Source organism: Mycoplana sp. ABR4_002 (genome assembly GCF_056159645.1).
On record NZ_JBSWVO010000001.1, the window covers coordinates 425,911 to 444,948 of the forward strand.

Here is a 19,038-nt window from a genome sequence, read left to right on the forward strand (position 1 = left end):
CAAAAAAACCGGCCGCAAAAAGCAGGCCGGTTCGACACCCGGCCTTTTTAGCTACTTGTTTAACGTGGCTGCAAGCCGACCGGCCAAATCACCACGGGATAATCCGGTCCATACTGCCTGGCGGCGCTTGCGTCAATTGCCCGCATTTGGTTTTGTCGGCAAGTTTCTAAGGATTGGCTCATGGCACGTGACACGGGAATTCTGGCGGACCGCGCCATCAGGGCACTGTTCGACGGCGGCAGGCTCGCAAGCGAGGCGGCTCTGGATCCGGACCAGGTCCAGCCGGCCAGCCTCGATCTGCGCCTCGGCTCGAAGGCCTTTCGCGTCCGGGCGAGCTTTCTTCCCGGGCCCGCACATCTCGTCGCCGACAAGCTCGACCGGCTGAAGCTGCACGTGATCGACCTGTCCGAGGGCGCGGTGCTGGAGACGGGCTGCGTCTACATCGTGCCGCTGATGGAACGGCTCGATCTGCCCGCCGGCCTGTCGGCCTCGACCAACCCCAAGAGCTCCACCGGTCGTCTCGACATCTTCACCCGCGTCATCACCGACCGCGCGCAGGAGTTCGACAAGGTGCCGGCCGGCTACAAGGGGCCGCTCTACCTGGAGATTTCGCCGCGCACCTTCCCGGTCGTCGTGCGGCGTGGCTCGCGCCTGTCGCAGATCCGTTTCCGCAACGGCAACGCGATCCTGTCGGATGCCGAACTGCTCAAGCTGCATTCGTCCGACACTCTGGTGGCCAGCGAGGCGCCGAATGTGTCGGGCGGCGGCATTGCGCTCTCGATCGACCTCAAGGGGAGCGGCCCGGACGGGCTCGTCGGCTACCGCGGCAAGCATCACACCGCCGTCGTCGACGTCGACGAGAAGAACCAGCACGACGTGTTCGACTTCTGGGAGCCGCTGTTCAGCCGCGGTCGCAACGACCTGATCCTCGATCCGGACGAATTCTACATTCTCGTCTCGCGCGAGGCCGTTCACGTGCCACCGCTCTACGCCGCGGAGATGACGCCGTTCGATCCGCTGGTCGGCGAGTTTCGCGTCCACTACGCCGGTTTCTTCGACCCCGGCTTCGGCCATGCCGCCGCCGGCGGCAGCGGCAGCCGCGCCGTGCTCGAGGTCCGCAGCCACGAGGTGCCCTTCATTCTGGAGCACGGCCAGATCGTCGGCCGCCTTGTCTATGAGCACATGCTCGAGCTGCCGGAAAGCCTCTACGGGTCCGGTCTCGGCTCGAATTACCAGGCCCAGGGCCTGAAGCTGTCCAAGCACTTCCGCGAGGGCTGAGCCGACCGAAATGCGATCGTCACGGGGCCGCAGGGTCACTTCCCGCTGATGCCGCGACCGGGTGCACGCACCTGGTGGGGCGCCAGAACGTTCAGCCGCGATCGTCGGCCAGACGTTGCCTGATCAGGGCTGCGATCCGTTCGGTCTCGCGCGGTGGTGCGTACTGGTAGGGGGCAAGCTCGCCGGCGAACGGCCGCGTCAGCCGCAACGTCTCCTGCAGGTCCCGATGATACCACTCGAACTTCTCCAGCCTTTCGCCGGAGATGGGTGTGAGGTCGAGCGCATAGACCGGGCGTCCTGTCGACAGGGCCTCGCACGGCATTGTGATCGAGTCCTTGGCGATCAGGAACGCGTCGGCGGCCGCGACGTAGTCCACATAGGGGTTTTCGCCCTTTCTGTCCCACACATGGATGTCGGGTGAACGGAGCCTGCCGAGCACGCTCAGCGTCTCCTCGCTGGAGCGGCGCGACACCGATATCAAGACCCTCCAGCCCTTCCGAGCCAGCCCTTCCGCGGCGGCGGCGATGGTCGCGTGCGCGGCAGTGTCATAGTCGTAGGCTCCGTTTGCCCCGCCGACGAAGATGGCGACGACCTTCTCGCCCGAAGGCGCGTAGACCTGCCGCGCCGAATGCCGACGGCTCTCCCAGAACGCGGTGGAAAAGCGATGGGGAACACCGAGCATCTGATGATAGTCGGGCCGCCCGTCGAACTCCGGCCGCCAGTCGTGGCGCGACACGAAAATCATGTCGTAACCTTCGACCTTGGGGTTTTGGAGATGAACCGCCAGGGGCCTGTTGCGATAGGCCTGCTTCATCTTCAGCACCCGCTTTTCGGAGCGAAAGCCGCAGGAGACGATCAGGTCCGGCGCGGGCTCCGCGCGCCGAAAAATCGGCGCATCGAAAATCCGGCGCAAGCCACGTCCGGGAACAACGATCTTTTCGACAGGGCTTTCATCGAAATGGCGGGCAACGGCGACGCACTGCGACAGGGTCCCGATCTTCGGCTCGCTCACGGTCCAGGCGACCACCATCTGCTACTCCGTTCCTCGGCGTCTCGATGGGCGTGGAAGAACTGCAGTCAGCGCTTCAAGTCAAGGGCTGCCCGCATCGTACGGCGTGACGGACCGGTTCCGGTCGGAGCCCTACGGCTCGCGGATGGCGCTGTCGAGGCCGCGGATCAGCGGATAGAGGAAGTAGGACATGACGGTGCGCTGGCCGACCTTGATTTCGGCCGAGACCGTCATGCCCGGCAGCAGCAGCACCGGCTCGCCCTCGGAGCGCAGCGTGGTGTCGGCGAGCAACACGCGGGCCTTGAAGTAGGGGACGGGCGGCTGCCCGGCGATTGCGTCCTGCTGGGTCGGGCTGAAGGCATCGCGACTGATCGTGCGCACCGTGCCGGAGGCCGTCCCGAACTTCTGGAACGGATAGGCGTCGATCTTGATCCGCGCCTCCTTGTCCACCGCCACCCGCCCGATGTCGCGCGTGTTGATCGAGACCTCCGCCTCCATCGGCACGTTGAGGGGAACGAGCGTCACGATCGGCTCGGCCTCCTTGACGACCGATCCGACCGATCGTTGCGCGAGATCGAGCACCACCGCGTCCGCCGGGGCGGTCAGCGCCACCATCTCGCGGCGCAATTCCATCTTCTTCAGTTCCTCGCTGGCGGCGTCGCGCTGGTTGCGCAGTTCGACCAGTTGTTCCATGGCCGCGCGGCGGAAGTCCTCGACAAAGGCCTGCCGGTCGGCCTGCAGCTTGGCCAGCATGTGGTCGGCCTCGGCCGCCCGTCCGCGCAGCGCGGTCAGGTCCGCCTCGACATCGAGCCGCGCGTCGCGCGCGCCGAGGAAGTTGATCAGCGAGCCGCTGTCCTTGCGGTAGAGCGTCTCGCGGGCACCCTCAATGCGGCTGAGGTTTTCCCGCCGGTTCGTCAGCACTTCCTGCTGGTCCTTGCTGGAAGCAATGGCCGCGACCTGGCCGGCGATCTGCTGGTCGTAATTCTCGACCTGCGCCGTGTAGAAGGCGCGCCGCTGCACGAAGAGCTGCGCCTGCAGCACCTCGTCCGGGGTGGCGCCGGCAAGGGCCGTGTAGTCGGAGCCGTCCAACTCGGCCTCGATGCGTTTGACCTGGGCGTCGAGGGCCGAGAACTTGGCGCCCTGCTGGTCGACGTCCGACTGGCTGAAGGTCGCATCCAGCATGGCGAGCGTCTGGCCGGCCCGGACGATATCGCCGTTGGCGACGTCGATCGAGCGGATGATCGAGGTCTCCAACGGTTGCACGACGATCGTCGGCTGCGTCGTGATCAGCTTGCCCGGCGCGATCACCACCTCGTCGATCTTCGACAGCGTCGCCCAGAGGATGCCGGCCAGGATCAACGCGGTAACGCCATAGAGCGTCAGCCGCGCCACCTTCGGCGGGACTTTCTCCTCCAGCTCCACCGCGTCGGACTGGAATTCGGCGATGACCGCGGGGCGCGGCAGCCGCACCACCAGCTCGGAGCCCGACGGCATGACCGGCACGGGCAGGTTCTCGGGCGACTTGTCGCTGTCGGTGCTCATGCGACGTGCCTCGTTTGCTGGGTCCACAGATGGCGATAGGTCATGCAGCGCGACACCAGCTGGTCATGGCGGCCGATGTCGGCGATCTTGCCGCGGTCGATGACCAGGATTGCATCCGCATCGACCAGCGTGGACAGCCGATGCGAGACGATGATGACCGTGCGGCCCTTGGCGATCTTGCTCAGGTTTTCGCGGATGATCGCCTCGCTGTCGGGGTCGAGCGCGCTCGTGGCCTCGTCGAGAATGAGCAGCTTCGGGTCGGTGATCAGGGCCCGGGCGATAGCGAGGCGCTGCCGCTGGCCGCCGGACAGGTTGGCCGCGTTCTCCTCCAGAATCGTCTCGAAGCCGCGCGGAAGCCGCTCGATGAACTCCTCCGCGCCGGCGATGCGGGCGACCTCGGCGATATGCTCGATGCTGGCGTCGGGCTTCGCCGCCGCGATATTCTCGCGCACCGTGCCGCGGAACAGGAAATTGTCCTGCAGCACCACGCCGATGCTCGACCGGAGGTGGACGAGGTCGAGTTCCCGGCTGTCATGGCCGTCGATCCGGACCAGGCCGTGCTGATTCTGGTAAAGCCCCTGGATCAACCGGGTCACGGTCGTCTTGCCGGAGCCGCTCTTGCCGACGATGCCGAAGACCGAGCCGGCCGGAACCGAGAACGAAACGTCGTCAAGCGCGGGCGCGTTGTCCGGCGCATAGCGAAAGGTGACGCGGTCGAACTCGATCCGACCGGTAAGGTCCGGGCGCAGTCCGCGTCCGCGTCCGAACTGCTCGCGCCGCTGGTTCATGATCTCGCCGAGCATGCGCACCGACAGCGCGACCTCCTGGTACTCGTGCACCATCGTGACGATCTGCACGAGCGGCCCCGAAACCCGGGCGGCCAGCATGTTGAAGGCAACCAGCGCGCCGATCGTCATGGCGCCGCTGAACACGTCCAGCGCGCCGAGGCCGATGATGGCGACGCTCATCAGCTTCTCCAGCAGCCCCGTCAGGGCCTGCGCGACGGACGAGATCTTGTCGACACGGAAACGTACGGAGATGCTCTCGGCCGACTGGTTGTCCCAGACCCGCCTCTGTCGCGGCTCCAGCGCCAGCGACTTGACCGTCCGCATGCCGTGCACGGTCTCGACCAGCAGCGCCTGCCGCTCGCCCTCGACCCGGTAGAGCTCCTGCAGGCGGCGCTGGAACGGCCCGACAAGCACCATGACGACGAGCCCGACGAGCAGGGCGAAGCCCAGCACGACAAAGGTGAGCTTGACGCTGTAGAGAAGGAGGATCGGCACGAACACCAGCAGCGACATCCCGTCGAGCAGGGTAAGGAACAGCCGCCCGGTCAGGAATTCCCGAATGCGCGCCGCCTGCTGCATGTGCTTGACGATGACGCCGGCGGAGGACTGTTCAAACAGGGCGATCGGCAGGTCGAGCAGATGACCGAAGGTGCGCGTGGCCATTCGGATGTCGATCTTGTTCGTCGCGTAGAGCAGCAGATAGCGCCGCAGAAAGGTGAAGGCGGCGTCGAACATCAGCGCCGTGGCAATGCCGATGGTCAGCACCGTCAGCGTCGCGTAGCTCTGGTGCACCAGCACCTTGTCGATCACGAGTTGGAAGAAGATCGGCGTGGTGAGCCCGAGCCCGTAGAGCACGAAGGCGGCGATCGCGACGTCGCGGAACAGGCTTCGCTGGCGGATGATCTCCGGGATGAACCAGCGCAGGCCGAAAGGCTGCTCGTCGTCGAAGAGCCGATAGTTGCGCTTCAACAGCACGGCCGATCCCTGCCAGTTCCGGGCGAACTTCTCCTCGTCGAGCAGGATGAACTCTGGGCGCTTGGCGAGCGGATCGAGGATGCGGACCATCCGGTTCTCGCCGGTGCCGCCGGCACCGGCGAGAACGACCCAGTTGCCGTTCTTGAGTTCGGCGAGCACCGGATAGGCTTCGCCCAGGGTGAAGAGCGCGTCCCAGGTCAGGTGGACGTGCCGGGCCTTCAGGCCCGCGTCCTTTGCCATCCGCAGAAACTGCCGCATCGCGACCGGTTCCTCGCCGACGGCATAGTCGTGCATCAGCCGCTCAGGCGCGAGATCAATACCATGGTGGCGCGCCACCAGCGCCAGACACTGAAGGTTGGTGTGCCGGGATTCGCTCATCGTCGACGCGCACTCAGTTGAAGTTCGGCGACTCGTTTGCGGATCCCTGGGTTCGCTGCGTCGCGTCCGCCGGCGGCATGTCGCTGATGCGGCGGACGGCGCCGGCCTCGACCAGCCCGTTCAGGGCCTTCTGCATAAGGTCGACCGCGTTGGCGAACGCATCCACCGGCATGATGACGCGCTGGCGGAACACCGGCTTGGGGTTGTTGCTCGCGTCGCGCTCGCTGGCCGAAAGCGACATGAAGTCGATCCGGACGATGGTTCCTGTGACGGTGATCTCGCCGATGCCGTCCGAATAGAGTTCTTGGGTCATTGTGCTTCTCCGTGCTTGGGTTGGCGTTCAGTGAACGGGGTGGGTCTGCTGCCAGGGCGGAAAGGGGTCGTTCAGGTCGGATGCAGCTCGTGGGTCGAACCCGGTCTCCGGGCCGTTCAGGCAGTCGCCGAGCGCCGCGCGGATCTCCTCTTCCGGCAGGTCCGTGCCGATGAAGACCAGTTCCTGCCGGCGATCGCCCCAGATTGAACTCCAGTGTCGGTCGATCAACTCGCGGAACTGCGGATGGCGGGGCCACTGCGCACGTGGCACCGAGGCCCACCAGAAGCCCCGCGCTTCGGTTCGCCGCAGCACGCCGGCGATCGACATCTGGCCGATCCAGTTGGGGCGGGTGGCAAGCCAGAAATGGCCCTTGGCGCGGATGAGGCCGGGCCAGTCCGTTTCGAGGAAGGCATGGAACCGGACCGGATCGAACGGTCGCCGCGCCCGGTAGACAAAGCTCGAAATCCCGTATTCGAGCGTTTCCGGCACATGCTCGCCCCAACCGAACAGCTCCTTGTGCCATAGCGGATGCCGCGCGGACTTTGCTTCGGAAAACAGTCCGGTGTCGAGGATGGTGCGCAGCGGCAGCATGCCGAAGTCGGTCTCGATGACGCGCGCATCCGGATTGAGCGCGGCGATGATCTGTCGGATTGCCGTGCGCGTTTCGGCCGGCACCCCGGATACCTTGTTGACTACAACCACGTCGGCGAACTCGATCTGCTCGACGAGGAGATCGACCAGCGTCCGCTCGTCGTTCTCGTCGCGAGCCGGCCCCCGGTCCTTGAGGAAGTCGGTGCTGGCGTAGTCCGAGAGCAGGTTGACCGCGTCCACGACCGACACCATCGTGTCGAGCCTGGCGACGTCGCAGAGCGCCGCCCCGGTCTCGTCGCGGAAGGAGAAGGTCGCCGCGATCGGCAACGGCTCGGCGATGCCGGTGCCCTCGATCAGCAGGTAGTCGAAGCGCCGTTCGGCAGCGAGCCTGCGCACCTCGCCGAGCAGGTCGTCGCGGAGTGTGCAGCAGATGCAGCCGTTTGTCAGTTCCACCAGCGTCTCGTCGGTGCGGGACAGGCCCGCCCCGCCGTTGCGAACGAGGTCCGCATCGATGTTGATCTCGCTCATGTCGTTGACGATCACGGCAACCCGCATGCCCTCGCGGTTACGCAGGACGTGGTTGAGGATCGTCGTCTTGCCGGCTCCCAGAAACCCTGCCAGCACGGTTACGGGGAGTCGATTGTCACCCGTCATTCCTGCCCCTTGTGCCCATCAGGCCGCCAGTTGCGGCCTGAAGACTACATCCACGTAGTAATTCGTGTCGTTGTAGCTGCTCGTCGGGAACAGCCCCGCCGAACCGTATGCATAGACACCGTTGCCGCCGCTGAGCGCCGACGACAGTGCATGGAGATTGCCGCTGTCGACCCCGGCGCCGAAGAAGCCGCCCGTTGCCGAGTAGTTGCCGTTGGTGCTGTAGGAGACGACATAGGTGGTGTCCGCCTCGATCGCGACGCCGTTCGAAAGGTCCACGGTCTGCCAGCCGCTCGCGCTTTCGTTGGTGAAGGTCGCGCTGGCAAGCAGCGTGCCGGTCGAGGTCCACAGATAACCGGTGTGCGGTCCGGTATTGTCGGCCCCCTTGTAGAACTTGATCCCGGTGATCGAGCCGGCGACGTCGGCCTGGAACTTCATGCCGAGATTGACGGCGCTGTTGTCGGCCACGGAAGGGATTGAAGGCGTGCTGTCGGCGGCAAAGACGCTCTGCGCGGGCGACTGCGGGGCCACGGTCAGCGACACCTCGGCCGAGGCCGTACCGCCCCGGCCGTCGGAAATCGTGTAGCGGAAGCTGGCCGGGCCGGTGTAGCCGCTGTTGGGGGTGAAGGTGACGACATTGGTCTGGCCGTTGAAGCTAACGGTGCCGTTGAGCGCGTTGTCGACGCCGGTAATGGTCAGCGGGTCGCCATCCGGATCGTTGTCGTTGGCAAGCAGAGTTGCGGCCTGGAAGGTGGTGGCCGTGTCGGGGGTGGCGGAATAGCCGCTGTCGTTGGCGGCGACCGGAACGGAGTTGGTCGTCGACTGCTGGAACAGCACATCCACCCAGTAGTTTGTCGAGTTCCAGCTGGAGTTGGGGAACTCGTTGCCCGAGCCGTAGGCATAGACGCCGTTGCCGCCGCTCGAGGCGCTGGAGGGCGCGCTGAGAGGGCCGTTCGTATAGGTGGTGGTGAAGTAGTTCGGCGTCGCCGCGTAGCGGCCGTTCGACTGGTAGCTCGCGATGTAGGTCGTGCCCGCGGAGATGGTAACCGGCTGCGAAAACAGCACGGTCTGCCACCCGCTGGCGGATTCGCTGGTGAAGGTGGCCGAAGCCAGCAGCGTGCCGTCGCTCGTCCACAGGGAGCCGACATGGGTGCCGGTGTCCTGCGCGCTCTTGTAGTAGCGCACCCCGGTGATCTGGCCGCTCGCCGACGCGACGAACTTCATCCCCAGCTCGACCGGGCTCGTGTCGTCGTTCGAGGCGATGCTGGGCGTGTCGGACGGCGAGAACAGGCTCGTCGCCGTCGACGGCGACGACACCGTCAGGCTGACGGTCGCGGTCGCGGTGCCGCCCCGGCCGTCCGAGATCGTGTAGGAGAAGCTTGCCGGGCCGGAATAGCCGACCGTCGGCGTGAACACGAGGGAATTGCTCTGGCTGTCGAACGCGACCGTCCCGTTCGTTGCGCCGCTGGCGCCGGTGACGGTCAGCACGTCGCCGTCCGGATCGACGTCGTTGGCGAGCACCGCGGATGCGGCGATCGTCAGCGGCGTGTCGTGATACACCGTGAAGCCGTTGTCGTTGGCGGCAACCGGCAGACTGTTGGTGGTGGACTGGTTGAAGACGACGTCCACCCAGTAGTTCGAGGCGCCGAAGCTCGATGTCGGCATGACGCCGCCGCCACCGTAGCGATAGACCCCGTTCCCGCCGCTTGCATCCGATGCCGGTGCGGTCAGCGGCCCGTTCGTCTGCGCTGTCGCGAAGTAGTTCGCGTTGGCATAGTAGATGCCGCTGGTCGTGTGGTAGGAGGCGACATAGGTCTGTCCCGCCGTGATCTGGATCGGGCTGGAGAAGGTCGCCGTCTGCCAGCCGCTGAGCGACTCGTTGGTGAAGGTCACCGTTCCCAGCAAGGTCCCGTCCGATGCCCAGATCGAACCCGTGTGCGTCCCGGTGTCGCCCGAGGCCTTGTAGAAGCGAACGCCGGTCACCGCGCCGCCGGTCGAGGCCACGAACTTCACGCCGAGCTCGACGCCCGTGCTGTCGTTGTTGACCGACCCGGTCACCTGGTCGCTCGGCTGGAAGATCGACGTGCCGCTCGGTCCCTCGTCGACCGTCAGGTCCACGGTCCCCTGGCCAAAGCCGCCGCGCCCGTCCGACGCGGTGTAGGTGAAGCTTGCGGGGCCGAAATAGCCGGTATTCGGCGTGAACACGACGTTGCCGGTCTGCGTGTCTAGCGACACCGTGCCGTTGACCGCGTTGCCGACGGCCGAGATCGTCAGCGGGTCGCCATTGGCGTCGGTGTCATTGGCCACCAGCGTCGCGATCGACACCGTCAGAACGCCGCCCTGGCCGATGGTGAAGCCGCCATCGTTCGTCGCTACAGGGGCCACGTTGGGCGCGGCCTCGAAGACGACGTCGACCCAGTAGTTGCTGTTGTAGGTACTGCCCGGGAAGGTGCCCGGCGTGTTGGTGTAGCTGAAGACGCCGGCGTTCGCGTCGACCTTCAGGAAGCCGTTGCTGTAGGGGGCGTCGAAGTAGGACTCGGTTGCGGAATAGTAGCCCTTGGAATGGTAGGAGGCGATGTAGGTCGTGCCCGCGGTAACCTGCACGGGGCTGGAGAACTGCACGGTCTGCCAGCCGGAAATCGGCTCGTTCGTCGATATGCCTGTGGCCAGCAGAGTGCCGTCGGCCGTCCAGAGGCTGACCGTGTGGCCGCCGATGTTATAGAAACCCTTGTAGAACCGGATCCCCTCGATGGAGCCGTTGGTGGAGGTCTCGAACCGCACGCCGAGTTCGATCCCGTCGCGCTCGAGGACCGTCTCCACGGCGGGCGTGGACGCCAGTGTCCAGAGGCTCGAGGTCGATGGCAGTTCGACGGTGACCTGTTTGCCGGCTGCAGGCGTCTCCAGGTTGACGCTGTCGTCGACGGCGCGCGACATGACGGTATAGGTGCCGCTGGCCTGAACCACCCAGTTGTAGCTCCAGCTCTCCCGGCCGGTGGCCTTGAACCAACTTTGTCCACCGTCGGTGGAGACCTCGACCCCGGCGACGATGCCGCCGCCGAAATCCTGGGCGGTCCCGGTGATGGTGACATGCTGTCCCTCGACGAAGCTCGCGCCGACGATCGGGGAGGTGATGGTCGAAGTCGGCCTGCTCGTGTCGGTCGACTGCGTGGCGAGGATCAGGCTGGCATCGAGCGTCGTCGGCTGGATACCCATGTCGGCGAACATGTTGACCATCGCCTGCTGGACGTTTCTGTCCGTCGGCGTGGCGGGACCCTCGTGCGCGGAATCAAGGCCCCAGGACCAGAACACGGTCCCGGCGCTGAACACCAGCGCTCCGCTTTCCGCCCGGTACATGGTCAGGCTGTGCGTTGCCTCGGCGTCGCCGATGGTCGTGCCGTAGTCCCTCAGGTAGTTGTTGACCGAGACGGTGGAGAGCGAAAGGTTGACCAGCCCTGCCGGGCGGAACCCGTTTTCGACGTCGGAGTTCCATTCGTAGCCGAGCAGGTTCGTCGGCATCTGGTAGGTTTCGCCGGGTTGCAGATTGGCAATGTCCGTGTCGCGCCAGAAGCGAAGGTTCGAGAAGTCATAGGATATGGTCATCGTGTCCTGTCGGTAGCCGTCTACCGAGAACATCGTACCGATCAGCGCGTTTTCGGGTTCCTGACCGGGGTCGGCGTAGCGCGGGTCGCGCCAGGTTCCGGTGCCGATATCGCTCGGGTCGGAGCTGGTGCCCCAGGTCTCCTTGTAGCAGACCATCGTCCGGTACGGCGTGCCGTTGCCGTCGATACTGGTTTCCCAGCGGACCTTCCAGTACATGTCGTTGCCGCCCCAGAACGCCAGATTGACGCCGGCATCGCGGGCGGCCTCGACGCTTTCGCGCTGTTCAGCGGACCAGTACTCGTCGTGCCCCACCGAGAGATAGGCCTGGTGGTTGAGAAGTGTGGCTCCGTTCCGGGTGACGTCGACGCCCGAGACGTAGGACACGTCGTAGCCGTTCTGCTCCAGCCAGCGGATGGCGGAGTGCTCGACGCCGAAGATGAAGTCGTGCGTGCCGCCGATCGGACTGGTGTTCGTGATGATCGGACGATTGTAGCTGACCGCGGACGCCCGTCCGATCGCCGTCAGGCCGCAACTGCAGTTCGGCGGCATGTAGCCGATCATGTCGGCCGGATCGACCGGCACCTCGCCGTAGTAGAGGCTGGCGCCGCCCCAGGCGTTGTAGGCCTGCCAGGTCGTGTCGGAGGTCTGGAAGACGATGTCGCTGGTCGAGGCGTCGTCGCGAACGACGAAGGGGATGTGGCTTACGCCCTCGGTGCCGTCCAGCCGGACGAGCTTGGCGATGTAGACGCCCGAAACGGCGTCCGCGGGAATGTCCCAACTTGCTGAGACCTCCCAGTTTCCGGCATCGATCAGGCCGATCGACATGTCCACGATCGGGTGCGGCTGGACCTGGGCACTCGTCAGCGACTGTTCGATCGAGCCGACCTTGCGCGCACCGTCGCCGCCGTAATAGCCGAGCCGATAGATGTCGATCCGATAATGGGTTGAATCGGTTGCGATCTTGAAATCGACGGTGCTGCCGACGTTGGTGCTGATCTCGGTGGCGAAGCCTTGGATATTGCCGTCGCCGTCGCCCTCGATCCCCCATTCGCTGATCGGATTGCCCTGCTTCATGTTTTCGAGCGCGATCTTGTTCGGCAACGCCGCGGTTGCGGCCAGGGCCGTGACTGCCAGCGGCTCAGCTTCCAACTCCGCTGCGGGCTCCTGCGCAGAACGCTGCAGCGTGCTGGTTGCCGGGGCCGGCGAGACTTCCATGAGCGAGGGGCCGGCCGGCATTTCCGCACCGGCGGTGCCGGGGCCGACGACCGAGGACGTGACCTCGCCCGGGTCGTTGCCGTCGGTGGCGCTTGCGGACGTTGCGTCGACCGGCGTCTTGGCCGCGGGGGCGGTTGCGACGCCGGGAGGCGGCGGGAAGTCGCCGGCGGTATCCGCCGCCGTGTCGACAGAGGCGCCGAACGAGGCGGACGTCGCCTGCAGCCCGTCCGTCGACGGTGGCGAGGCGGCCTCCCGGGTGCGGCCAGCCGCCCGGTCGGTTGACCGGTCAAGGGGCGAATCCGTACCGTCGACCGGCGGCCCGGGACGCATCACGCAGGCTTCGGCAGCGCGGTCACCAAGCGCGAAAGCGGCAACCAGGCCCGACGAAATGGCGGTGCCCAGCCGAGACCGGTCTGCCCATGGCGACCGATCGGCTGCGGGAAACGAGGGATCGGCCCCGCCCCGAACCCGTTCGGCCAGCGCCTTCACGAGCGGCGTGCGTGCCCAGGCAACATGCCACCGGTCGAACTGGTCCCTGATATTGAAGTGCAGGTGGCTCGGAACCTGGCAGGCGGGCATGCCGTCACTGGCGCCGGGAGAATCAGGCTCGCTCCGGCCCGTGCCCTTCTCGCCGGTCGGCGTCCCGATCGGAGCCTCTGCCGCCTCGGTGAAGACGTCGCGCCAGTTGACCGTCGGGCTGTAGGTCCGGCTGCCGCCGACCAGGTTCGACAGGTCATTGTTTCTGACGTGAAGCCTGAGCATATTCCGCCTCCGCGTTCGAATCCCTGCGCAAGCGTCTCCGGACGTAACGTGAGCGAGTGGGCCACGCCTGCGTTCCGGTATTCTGCCAACATTCCGGCGCCGGCGAACCACATCAATCGGTAGTACCTCGTCCGAAAACCCCCTCCTCCGATTTGACTATTCGCATGGTTCGGGCGCGGATGATGTGTGTTGCCGCCACTTCTGAGCCGGTGCCGCGCCGCCGTTCCAGGAATGAGTGCAACCAGACCACGGAACGCCTGCAACCCGATACAATCGATGGTGGGTTGAAAACCTGCCCGGTGCAGGTACCGTTAGCCTCCAATTCCAAACCGAGATTCAGCACAGAACCGGCGACCGGGTGGTCGTCGAGGTGCAGGGTGAACGGCCTAAGCGCTTACGGCACCGAAGGCCTTCCGGCCGGTAACCGGAGTTGCCGTTCGGAGCGGCGGCGCGTGCTGGGCCAGGGGTTGTCAGTTGCTGGAGCGAAGGAGGTCGATGCCAATGCGCGGCAAGCGGCTTTCATGGCCGATCGGTGTCCCTCTGGGCTCGCTTCTCATCCTCCTCGGCTGCGCAGCCGGGCTCGTCTTCCTCGTTTCCGCCCAGTTCCAGGCGGGGATCGAACCCTTGTCGCCGGCCGAAGGCAGCCTTGAGGTACATGTCGCCCGTTCGCTCAAGGTACGCGTCGCCAACACGGCCATGTTGCGCGGCAACCTGACCGCCACATTGCGCAACGGCAAGGGTGAGGCGGTGCCGGTCACGATCAAGATCGATGCGGCGGAAAAGCTAGTCACGGTCACGCCGCGCCCGTTGCTCGACGAAGGCACCACCTATACGCTCTGTCTTGCCCAGGCATCGGCGAGGTCACCTTTCCGCAACCTGTTCGGCGAAGGCTCGCCAAGCGTGAACTGTTCTACCTTCACCACGCGTAGCGCCAGTACGGACGACGAACGCTCCGAGGGTGCTGCCATACTGTTGGTTGAGGGCAACGACAGCCCCTATGCCACCTACTACCGGGAAATCCTGAAGGCCGAGGGGCTGAACCTTTTCGACGCCAGACCGGGTGCCCGCTTCGACGCTGCGGATCTGCCGCGCTATTCCGTCGTCATTCTTGCGACGTCCGCACTGCCGGCCGAGCATGTCCCGGCATTGAAGGATTGGGTGACCGCGGGCGGCAGCCTGGTGGTGATGCGCCCAGGCAACGCCGTTCTGGCTCTGATGTGCCTGACGCGGAACAGCAGCGCGCCGCTGGAAAAGGCGTATCTGCGGGCAGGGTCGGACGTTGATGCCGTCAGGGCGCTGTCGGCCCGTCCGTTGCAAATCCATGGGGCGGTCGACCTCCTGGAGCCGCTTCCCGGGTGCGAGCCTGCCGGAGCCGGCGCTGCCGCAGAGGCGGTTGCGGGCCTGTTCGAGACGCCCGCCAAGGCCTTGCCCAACCCGGCGATCGCGAGCCGGCGATTGGGGCGAGGGACCATGATTGCCTACGCCTACGATCTCGCCCGCTCGGTTGTCTATGCCCGTCAGGGGAACCCCGACTGGGTCAACCAGGATCGGGACGGCTCGTCGCCGCGCCGGCCGAACGACCTGTTCTATCCCGACCATCTGAACCGCGAACTGATCGGCGTGCCGCAGGCGGACGAACAGCAACGCCTGTTCGCCAACCTCCTGCTTTCGACCTCTTCCGTTCCGCTGCCACGCTACTGGTACCTGCCCGGGGACCGGCGCGCGGCCATCGTCATGGTCGCCGACGACCACGGCACGCGGGACGGAACGGAACTGGCGTTCGCCAAGCTCCTGCAGCAGAGCCCGCCCGATTGCCGGCTGGAAAGGTGGGAGTGCTTCCGGGCGACGGCGCTGCTGACCTTGAAGACCGATGTCGCCCCGGAGGTCGTCAGGGCCTATCAGGCCCACGGTTTTGAGGTCGGGGTCCATGTGGACACCGGCTGCAAGAACGTGGACGACGCTCGTCTCGAGGAAACCCTTCGCGCGCAGCTTGGCGAGTTCCGGCGCAAGTACCCCTTCCTCGCCCCCCAGCAGACGCAGCGGCTCCATTGTATCGTCTGGAACGGCTGGACGCAGACGGCACAGATCGAGCGCAAGGTCGGCATTCGCTTCGACATGAACTACTACAACTGGCCGCCGGCCTGGCTTCAGGGGCGGCCCGGCTACATGGCCGGATCGGGTATCCCGATGCCGTTCGTCACCGAGGACGGCGACGTTCTCGACATCTACCAGGCCGCCACACAGCTCGTGAACGAAGACAAGGTTTCGCAACGCGACGGAATCCGGGCCATGCTCGGGCGGGCGCTCGGCCCCGAGCAGTTCTTCAGCGTCTTTGTCACCCACTACGACTATACCGACCGCTATGCCGACCTGCTGCTCGAGGAGGCGCGGTACAAGGGAGTTGCCCTGGTGTCCGCTGTGCAGATGCTGGCCTGGCTGGACGCGCGCAACCGGTCGCGGCTTGCCGACATCGACTGGCGCGACGGCCGGTTGCGCTTTGCCGTGCGTTCGGCGGCGGGCGCGGAGCAGGCGTCCATCCTGCTGCCCTATCGCGTTCGCTCGGGCCGGCTGGCCGAGCTTCGTTGCGGCGGCCGGGCCGTCGAGTTCACGGTGCAGGACATCAAGGGCTTGCAAATGGCGATGTTCGCGGCGGATCGGGGGGGCTGCGATGCGACCTACGTCGACCGGACTGCCGACCGAGCGGCTCCCTAGCGCCAGTCAATCCGGATCGGACTCTCGACGGGGCCTTGGCGACGGCCCGCGCGACAGCGGTCGCGGCATCGACGTGGCGCCGCTTGCCGTCTCCAGCGGCCAACCAAGCCGGGAGTTCCGCCGACCGACAGGGGTCCGCAACGCCAATTCGATGCCGTTCACGCCTTTACCTCGCCGGACAGAGATGGCAAGAGAGCGACCGCCGACTGGAAAGACAGCCGCGCGGGTTCAATGAGAGATGCCGACGATGTCCCTTACCCATCTTGATCGCCTCGAAGCAGAGGCGATCCACGTATTCCGCGAGGTCGCGGCAACGTTCGCAAGGCCGGTCATGCTGTACTCGGTCGGCAAGGACTCCTCGGTTCTGCTGCACCTGGCGATGAAGGCGTTCCATCCCGCCAGGCCGCCGTTCCCGCTCCTGCATGTGGACACCACCTGGAAGTTCAGGGAAATGATCACCTTTCGTGATCGGATGGCGGCGGAGCTGGGGCTTGACCTCCTGGTCCACATCAATCCGGAAGGGGTCGAGCAGGCCATCTCGCCCTTCGTTCATGGCTCCAGTGTCCACACGCACGTGATGAAGACGGTCGCGCTGCGCCAGGCACTCGACACGTACAAGTTCGATGCGGCGTTCGGCGGCGCCCGGCGCGACGAGGAAAAGTCGCGCGCCAAGGAGCGCATCTTCTCGTTTCGCAATGCCGCCCACGCCTGGGACCCCAAGAGCCAGCGCCCGGAAATGTGGAAGACCTACAACACGCGCGTCGCGCCCGGCGAGTCGATCCGCGTCTTTCCGCTGTCGAATTGGACCGAACTCGACATCTGGCAGTATATCCTCAGGGAGGATATCCCGATCGTGCCGCTCTATTTTGCTGCCAGGCGCCCGGTCGTGGAGCGCGACGGCATGCTCATCATGGTCGATGACGAACGCATGCAGATCGGCGCCGAGGAGCAGGTCCAGCAGCGGATGGTGCGCTTTCGCACGCTCGGCTGCTATCCGCTGACGGGCGCAATCGACTCGGAAGCGGCCACGCTGGAGGATATCGTGCGGGAAATGCTGACGGCCCGGACATCCGAGCGCCAAGGCCGGTTGATCGACAAGGACGAGGCCGGGTCCATGGAAAAGAAGAAGCGCGAAGGATACTTCTGATGGACGCGGTCCAAGGCGATTTCCCCAACGGCGTCGTGGAGTTCCTGCGCGAGCAGGAGAACAAGTCCCTTCTGCGATTCCTTACCTGCGGTTCGGTCGACGACGGCAAGTCGACGCTGATCGGCCGGCTGCTCTACGACACCAAGCTGATCTTCGAGGACCAGCTCGCCGCGCTCGAGCGCGACAGTCGCAAGCACGGCACGGTGGGGGACGATATCGACTTTGCCCTTCTGGTCGATGGCCTCGAGGCCGAGCGCGAGCAGGGCATCACCATTGACGTGGCCTATCGCTTCTTCGCCACCGATCGCCGAAAATTCATCGTCGCCGACACGCCGGGCCACGAGGAATACACGCGGAACATGGCGACCGGCGCCTCCACCGCCGACCTTGCGGTCGTGCTGGTCGACAGTCGCCAGGGCATCCTGCGCCAGACCCGCCGTCACTCCTACATCGCCTCGCTGCTCGGGATTCGCCACGTCGTCGTCGCGGTCAACAAGATCGACCTCGTCGACTATGACGAGACGGTGTTCAACAGGATCGTCGCGGACTACCAGGCCTTCGCCGGCGAGCTGGGCTTCGAGACCGTCCAGGCGATTCCGCTTTCGGCGCGGTACGGCGACAACGTCACCCAGCGCTCGGCCAAGACCCCGTGGTACGATGGCCCGGGGCTGTTGGAATATCTCGAGACCGTTCCGGTCGAAAACACCTACCTGGCCAAGCCCTTCCGCTTTCCGGTCCAGTTCGTCGTTCGCCCGGACCTTAATTTTCGCGGCTTTGCCGGTCAGGTGGCGTCCGGCACGGTCGCCGTCGGCGATAGCGTGACGGTGGCCAAGTCCGGTCAGTCGTCCAAGGTCAAGGAAATCGTCACGCGCGACGGCTCGCTCGACCGGGCGGTCGAAGGCCATGCGGTGACGATTGTCCTGGAAGACCAGCTGGAAGTCTCGCGCGGCAACATGCTGGTGGCCTCGGACAACCGGCCGCATGTCGCCGACCAGTTCCAGGCGCGCGTGATCTGGTTCGATGCCAATCCTCTGCTGCCCGGGCGCAGCTACATCCTGCGCACCGAGACCGACAGCGTCAGCGCCACCGTGACGACGCTAAAGTACAACGTCGACGTCAACACCTTCGCCCACATCGCGGCCAAGGCCCTGCACATGAACGAGGTGGGCGTCTGCAACCTGGCCACCCAGGCCCCCATCGCCTTCGACGGCTATGCCGACAACCGCGTCACGGGCAATTTCATCCTGATCGACCGCCTGACGAACCAGACGGTCGGCGCCGGGATGATCGACCATCCGTTGCGCCGGGCGGAAAACGTTCACTGGCAGGCGCTCGAGGTGAACCGCAGCGCGCGGGCCGCGCTGATGAACCAGCGTCCCGCCGTGGTCTGGTTCACCGGTCTGTCCGGCTCAGGCAAGTCGACCATCGCCAACAGGCTGGAACGGCTGCTGCACGCCAAGGGCCGCCATACCTACATGCTGGACGGCGACAATGTGCGCCACGGCCTCAACCGTGACCTCGGCTTCACGGACGAGGATCGCGTCGAGAACATCCGGCGCGTCGCGGAGGTGGCCAAGCTGATGGCGGATTCGGGGCTGATCGTGCTGGTCTCCTTCATCTCGCCGTTCCGCTCCGAGCGTCGCCTCGCGCGAGAACTAATGGAGAAGGGCGAGTTCTTCGAGGTGTTCATCGACACGCCGCTCGAGGAATGTGCGCGGCGCGATCCCAAGGGCCTCTACCAGAAGGCAATCAAGGGCGACATCAAGAACTTCACCGGCATCGATTCCCCCTACGAGCCACCGGAACATCCGGACCTGCATCTGAGCACTGTCGATCAGGATCCCAACGAACTCGCAATGCGCATCGAACAGATGCTGGACCGGCATGTTCCTGGGCTGGCGGGCGACGAGTGGGAGATCTGAGCGCCATCGCGGCGGCGGCCCTCGGGCTTCAGGCAGCGGTGGGGATTGCATCGACCGATCCCCGCGCCGGGGCGATTGGAGGTGAAGGGTTTCGGGGGCTCGGTGTTCGCCACGACGGGTAACTGTGCGTGGCGAGATATTGGAGAAGCACGCCG

The 19,038-nt window shown here is 65.6% G+C and carries 10 protein-coding genes and 1 riboswitch; of the genes, 4 read left to right on the plus strand and 6 right to left on the minus strand.

Annotated elements, in window-relative coordinates:
• Positions 1 to 26: 26 nt before the first annotated feature.
• A riboswitch (SAM riboswitch) is annotated at positions 27 to 105 on the minus strand.
• A 75-nt stretch (positions 106 to 180) separates the two neighbouring features.
• Positions 181 to 1,278, plus strand: a complete 1,098-nt coding sequence (locus ACXAGF_RS02075) for a 2'-deoxycytidine 5'-triphosphate deaminase (protein ID WP_475014140.1) — start codon at positions 181 to 183, stop codon at positions 1,276 to 1,278.
• A 91-nt stretch (positions 1,279 to 1,369) separates the two neighbouring features.
• Here the strand turns inward: ACXAGF_RS02075 and ACXAGF_RS02080 are convergent, their stop codons facing one another.
• The 6 genes from ACXAGF_RS02080 to ACXAGF_RS02105 form a co-directional block, all read right to left on the minus strand.
• Positions 1,370 to 2,308, minus strand: a complete 939-nt coding sequence (locus tag ACXAGF_RS02080; protein ID WP_475014142.1) for a mitochondrial fission ELM1 family protein — start codon at positions 2,306 to 2,308, stop codon at positions 1,370 to 1,372.
• A 111-nt stretch (positions 2,309 to 2,419) separates the two neighbouring features.
• Positions 2,420 to 3,829 carry an HlyD family type I secretion periplasmic adaptor subunit gene (locus tag ACXAGF_RS02085; RefSeq protein ID WP_475014144.1) on the minus strand — a complete coding sequence of 470 codons (1,410 nt, stop codon included), beginning with the start codon at positions 3,827 to 3,829 and terminating at the stop codon, positions 2,420 to 2,422.
• On the minus strand, positions 3,826 to 5,970 hold the full coding sequence (locus ACXAGF_RS02090) for a peptidase domain-containing ABC transporter (protein ID WP_475014146.1): 2,145 nt from the start codon (positions 5,968 to 5,970) through the stop codon (positions 3,826 to 3,828). Before ACXAGF_RS02090 ends, ACXAGF_RS02085 begins: the two co-directional genes overlap by 4 nt.
• 13 nt (positions 5,971 to 5,983) lie before the next feature.
• Positions 5,984 to 6,283: a hypothetical protein gene (locus ACXAGF_RS02095; protein WP_475014147.1), complete on the minus strand. Its 300-nt coding sequence runs from the start codon at positions 6,281 to 6,283 to the stop codon at positions 5,984 to 5,986.
• 27 nt (positions 6,284 to 6,310) lie between these two features.
• Entirely contained in the window at positions 6,311 to 7,528 is a 1,218-nt protein-coding gene (locus ACXAGF_RS02100; protein WP_475014148.1) for a GTP-binding protein, read from the minus strand.
• Between the two features lie 18 nt (positions 7,529 to 7,546).
• Complete coding sequence (locus ACXAGF_RS02105; RefSeq protein ID WP_475019191.1) at positions 7,547 to 12,670, minus strand: DUF4082 domain-containing protein; 5,124 nt, start codon at positions 12,668 to 12,670, stop codon at positions 7,547 to 7,549.
• A gap of 933 nt (positions 12,671 to 13,603) precedes the next feature.
• On the opposite strand from ACXAGF_RS02105, the gene ACXAGF_RS02110 reads away from it, so the two are divergent.
• The 3 genes from ACXAGF_RS02110 to nodQ all read left to right on the plus strand — a co-directional run bounded on the left by ACXAGF_RS02110 (position 13,604) and on the right by nodQ (position 18,883).
• Positions 13,604 to 15,814, plus strand: coding sequence for an Ig-like domain-containing domain (locus tag ACXAGF_RS02110; protein ID WP_475014150.1), 2,211 nt, complete (start codon positions 13,604 to 13,606; stop codon positions 15,812 to 15,814).
• Positions 15,815 to 16,052: 238 nt separating this feature from the next.
• Positions 16,053 to 16,961 carry a sulfate adenylyltransferase subunit CysD gene (gene cysD, locus ACXAGF_RS02115; RefSeq protein WP_475014151.1) on the plus strand — a complete coding sequence of 303 codons (909 nt, stop codon included), beginning with the start codon at positions 16,053 to 16,055 and terminating at the stop codon, positions 16,959 to 16,961.
• Positions 16,961 to 18,883: a bifunctional sulfate adenylyltransferase/adenylyl-sulfate kinase NodQ gene (nodQ, locus tag ACXAGF_RS02120; RefSeq protein WP_475014153.1), complete on the plus strand. Its 1,923-nt coding sequence runs from the start codon at positions 16,961 to 16,963 to the stop codon at positions 18,881 to 18,883. Before cysD ends, nodQ begins: the two co-directional genes overlap by 1 nt.
• Positions 18,884 to 19,038 lie beyond the last annotated feature (155 nt).

Coding starts and splice junctions, on each gene's coding strand:
- ACXAGF_RS02075 (WP_475014140.1), top strand. CDS start 181: ATGGCACGTGACACGGGAATTCTGGCGGACCGCGCCATCAGGGCACTG.
- ACXAGF_RS02080 (WP_475014142.1), bottom strand. CDS start 2,308: ATGGTGGTCGCCTGGACCGTGAGCGAGCCGAAGATCGGGACCCTGTCG.
- ACXAGF_RS02085 (WP_475014144.1), bottom strand. CDS start 3,829: ATGAGCACCGACAGCGACAAGTCGCCCGAGAACCTGCCCGTGCCGGTC.
- ACXAGF_RS02090 (WP_475014146.1), bottom strand. CDS start 5,970: ATGAGCGAATCCCGGCACACCAACCTTCAGTGTCTGGCGCTGGTGGCG.
- ACXAGF_RS02095 (WP_475014147.1), bottom strand. CDS start 6,283: ATGACCCAAGAACTCTATTCGGACGGCATCGGCGAGATCACCGTCACA.
- ACXAGF_RS02100 (WP_475014148.1), bottom strand. CDS start 7,528: ATGACGGGTGACAATCGACTCCCCGTAACCGTGCTGGCAGGGTTTCTG.
- ACXAGF_RS02105 (WP_475019191.1), bottom strand. CDS start 12,670: ATGCGTCCCGGGCCGCCGGTCGACGGTACGGATTCGCCCCTTGACCGG.
- ACXAGF_RS02110 (WP_475014150.1), top strand. CDS start 13,604: ATGCGCGGCAAGCGGCTTTCATGGCCGATCGGTGTCCCTCTGGGCTCG.
- cysD (WP_475014151.1), top strand. CDS start 16,053: ATGCCGACGATGTCCCTTACCCATCTTGATCGCCTCGAAGCAGAGGCG.
- nodQ (WP_475014153.1), top strand. CDS start 16,961: ATGGACGCGGTCCAAGGCGATTTCCCCAACGGCGTCGTGGAGTTCCTG.